Genomic DNA, 3,895 nt, shown 5'->3' with positions numbered 1-3,895 from the left:
GTGCCGAAGCGCAGGCGAGCGCCTGCTGGCGATAGGCGGTCATCACCGGCACCTTGGTGCTGCCGCCGACGGCCGGATCGCCTTTGCGCTTGCGATGTTCCCTGACGAGCCGCGTGCGCCGTTTCGGATTGGTGCGCGGCATCGGCGAGACCGAACTGACCAGCACGCTGACCTCGCCCTGATCGGAGACACCAAGCATGCCGATGCCCAGCCGGCGGCAGAGATCGCGATACCGCTTGTCCGCCTCCCGGCCCCGGCCCTTGGCGGAAACCCGCGCAGCGATCCACACCTCGTCCGAAACACCCGCCCGGTCGACCGCCTGCAGGATCAGTTCGAGATTGAAGGTGAGCTTCAGCTCGCAGATCACCACGACCGGCGGGTCCGCCTCGCTCAACCCCACCAGATCGCAGCCGCCCACTTCCCCCTTCACCTCGTATCCGAAGCTTTCGAGAAAGGTTTTGACGGGGAGATAAAGCGAAGTTTCCATGCGGTCCGGCGGCGGTGAATCAGTCTGTGTATGATAGCACTACTCAGTGCGCCCAACCTGGCCGAAACGACGGCGCCGGTGAGCTTCCAGAATCTTGTCGCGGAGATGTGCAAAGAAGCGCGGTGGCAAAATTCCGAATTCGTAGCGAGCAGGTTTTGAACCCGGCACCGGCCTCAAGTCCGGGCCTGGCCAGATAAAATCATTCGCTTCCGTCACCACGATCCAAGATGGGATATCGTCCAGCCCCAGATGCGCCTTGAGTGCCGCCGGGATTTCGACTGCATCGGCCGGATCGTGCGGAGGAGCGTGAGTGACCGGTACTACCGTCACCACTTCCCGACCTTCGATGACTTGGCGCGCCGCGACGATCGCACAGGGCCGGTTCTTGGCGCCCTCCTCAAGTCCGCGTCGACTTTCAACTGCCCAAAGATAAGAGTAACAAATAACGAGGCCTGGTCGCGGGACAGGAAGGCTCACGCTTTCCAGTCTTTCAGCAGATCATCGAGGTCTGCATGGTCGACGGACACGCTGCTGTTTGCGATGGCCTTCAGCGTATCTTCATCCAGATCTTCCACATTGCGAGCAATGCGGCCCTTGATCGCCAGATCGAAGAATTCTGCGGATACCAGGACCGTATGGGTCCGGCCGTTCTTGGTTATAGCAACGGGCGAGCGCTGGGCCGCATCCTGATAGCGGCCGACATTTTGCTGAAATTCGGTGGACGTAACTTTCATTTTATGGCTCCGTTTTATCCATTATAGATAAAACGGATATTCCTGCAATGCGGTTGAAAGGACCGACTATCAGTCCTGCGCGTTACATCATCCCCACCTGCGCCGCATGCAGCCGGGTATAAGCGCCGCTTTTGGCGATCAGGTCCTGGTGGGTGCCTTGTTCGAGGATGCCGTTGCCGTCGATGACGACGATGCGGTCGGCGCCCTGGATGGTGGCGAGGCGGTGGGCGATGATGAGCGTCGTGCGGCCTTGCGAGAGCTCGGCGAGCGAGCGCTGGATGGCGCGCTCCGTCTCCGTGTCGAGCGCCGAGGTGGCCTCGTCGAGGATCAGGATCGGCGGGTTTTTCAAGAACATGCGGGCGATCGCGACGCGCTGCTTCTGGCCGCCCGAGAGTTTCACGCCGCGCTCGCCGATCACCGTATCGAGCCCCTGCGGCAGGCCCGCGAGCATTTCTTCCAGCCGCGCCTGCCGTGCCGCCTCGACGATATCCGCTTCGCTGGCGCCGAGGCGGCCATAGGCGATATTCTCGCGGATTGTCCCGCCGAACAGGAAGACGTCCTGCTGGACGATGCCGATCTGCTGGCGCAGCGACACTTTCGTCATCGCGCGGATGTCCATGCCGTCGATGGTGATGCTGCCGCCGCCGATCTCGTAGAAGCGCGGCAGCAGCGAACAGATCGTCGTCTTGCCGGCGCCCGAAGGGCCGACAAAGGCGATCGTCTCGCCGGCGCGGATCGAAAGATCGACGTTTTCGAGCACCGGCTTGTCCGGGCTGTAGCCGAAGGAGACGTTCTGATAGGCGATCTCGCCCTTGAGGTGGTCGACGTCGACCGCATCGGGCGCATCGGCGATATCCGGCTCGGTATCGATCAGTTCGGTGAAGCGGCGGAAACCGGCAATACCCTTCGGATAGGTCTCGATTACCGAATTGATCTTCTCGACCGGCCGGAAGAATACGCCCACCAGCAGCAGGAAGCCGATGAAGCCGCCGGCTGTCAGCTCGCCCGACAGCACGAAATAGGCGCCGGCGATCATCACCACCATCTGGGTCAGCCGCATGCTCATGTAGCTGAGCGAGCTGCTCGCAGCCATCAGCTTGTAGGCATCGAGCTTGACGCGCCGGTAGTTCTGGTTGTCCTGTTCGAACAGTTTCCGCTCGTGTTGCTCGTTGGCGAAAGCCTGGACCACACGGATGCCGCCGACATTCTCCTCGATGCGGGCGTTAAAATCACCCACACGCTGGAACAGCCGGCGGAAATTATGGGTCATGCGGCCGCCGAAATGGCTGGTGACCCAGGCGGTCAGCGGCACGACGACGGCGGTGATCATCGCCAGCTGCGGGTTGACCGAGAACATCAGCGCGAGAGCGCCTGCAAAGGTCATGATGGCGATGAACAGGTCTTCCGGCCCGTGATGGGCAACCTCGCCGATCTCTTCGAGATCCTTGGTGAGGCGCCCGACGATATGGCCGGTCTTCTGGTTGTCGAAATAGCTGAACGAGAGTTTCTGCAGGTGGTTGAAGGCGGCGCGGCGCATGTCCGTCTCGATATTGATGCCGAGCATGTGGCCCCAATAGGTGACGATCGCCATCAGGCCGGTATTGATCGCATAGATGACCAAGAGGGCCGCCGAGGCGAGCAGGATCAGCAGCCATTCCTGGCTGAGAAGAAGCCGGTCGACGAACAGCTTCACCGCCATAGGAAAACCCAGTTCCAGCACGCCGGAAATGATCGCGCAGCCGAAATCGAGGATGAAAAGGCCGCGATAGGGCCGGTAATATGAGAAAAAACGGCGAAGCATCGGACACTCTGAAATCGATAGATGAGCAAAAGGGGCAAGTTTTTGGAACCCGCTTAGCCGGGTTCGCCGACGAGGTAAACCTCCGCTCTCCTGATCGCCCGGACAATAGATGCGGGATAGATATCAGGCGCGGCGGCTGCGCAACAGGGTGCGGGCGGAGGTATGCGGTTCGGCGAGCTGATCCGCCTCCAGCGAGGCGAACAGCCAGTCGATGAAGACCCGCACGATCGGCGCCGAGCGCATGGCCGGCCGGCAGGCGACATAAAAGGCGTCGTTGGCCGGAACGCTGAGGTCGAAGGGCACGACCAGTTCGCCGCGGGCGATCAGCTTGCTGGCGGTGATCGTGTCGCCGAGCGCGATCCCCTGGCCATGCAGCGCCGCTTCCGTCGAAAACCGGGCGTCGCCCATGAAATATTGCTGCCGGCGCGGCAGGTCGACCGCATCAGCGGCGGAAAGCCAGGTGTTCCACTCGCGCCCGTCCGCATCGCCATGCAGCAGGACGTGGTCTTCCAGATCGCGCATCGAACGCAGCGGCCGGCTGTTGAGCAGGGTCGGGCTGGCGACCGGAAAGAGCTGCAGGTTGCTCCACAGCCGCGTCCAGGCATCCGGCCAGTTGCCGTCGCCGTAAAGGACGGCGACGTCGACATCCGAAGAATGCAGCACGGCCGGATCGTTGGAGGCGGCGAGCTTCAGCCTGACGCCTGGAAACTGCTCCGTGAAGGAATTGAGGCGCGGCACGATCCAGAAGGACAGCAACGCCGGTACGCAGGTGATCGACAGTTCGCCTGATGTCGCCGGCCGCTTCATCAGCGCGGTCGCGGCGGCGATCTCGCCGAACGCCTGGCTGACAGCGGGCAGCAGCAGCGCGCCCTC

At 62.2% G+C, this 3,895-nt stretch carries 5 protein-coding genes; all 5 read right to left on the bottom strand.

What is annotated here, in order from left to right; genetic code table 11:
• The coding region (locus tag MOV61_RS29010; RefSeq protein ID WP_247139061.1) for a DUF2161 family putative PD-(D/E)XK-type phosphodiesterase at positions 1-487 on the bottom strand (487 nt) is incomplete at its 3' end.
• 39 nt (positions 488-526) lie between these two features.
• Positions 527-964, bottom strand: a complete 438-nt coding sequence (locus MOV61_RS29005; protein WP_247139060.1) for a type II toxin-antitoxin system PemK/MazF family toxin — start codon at positions 962-964, stop codon at positions 527-529.
• The gene (locus tag MOV61_RS29000; protein ID WP_247035913.1) at positions 961-1,221 is read right to left on the bottom strand and encodes a type II toxin-antitoxin system prevent-host-death family antitoxin; all 261 of its coding nucleotides are present in this window, start codon (positions 1,219-1,221) and stop codon (positions 961-963) included. Before MOV61_RS29000 ends, MOV61_RS29005 begins: the two co-directional genes overlap by 4 nt.
• 82 nt (positions 1,222-1,303) lie before the next feature.
• Entirely contained in the window at positions 1,304-3,022 is a 1,719-nt protein-coding gene (locus tag MOV61_RS28995) for an ABC transporter ATP-binding protein (protein ID WP_247139059.1), read from the bottom strand.
• A gap of 123 nt (positions 3,023-3,145) precedes the next feature.
• Positions 3,146-3,895 (bottom strand): LysR substrate-binding domain-containing protein (locus tag MOV61_RS28990; protein ID WP_247139058.1); only part of this gene is annotated, 750 nt, incomplete at its 5' end.

Origin of the sequence: Neorhizobium sp. BETTINA12A (assembly GCF_023006485.1) — a bacterium.
Taxonomy (GTDB): domain Bacteria; phylum Pseudomonadota; class Alphaproteobacteria; order Rhizobiales; family Rhizobiaceae; genus Neorhizobium.
This window is presented reverse-complemented; position numbering and strand designations above follow the sequence as displayed.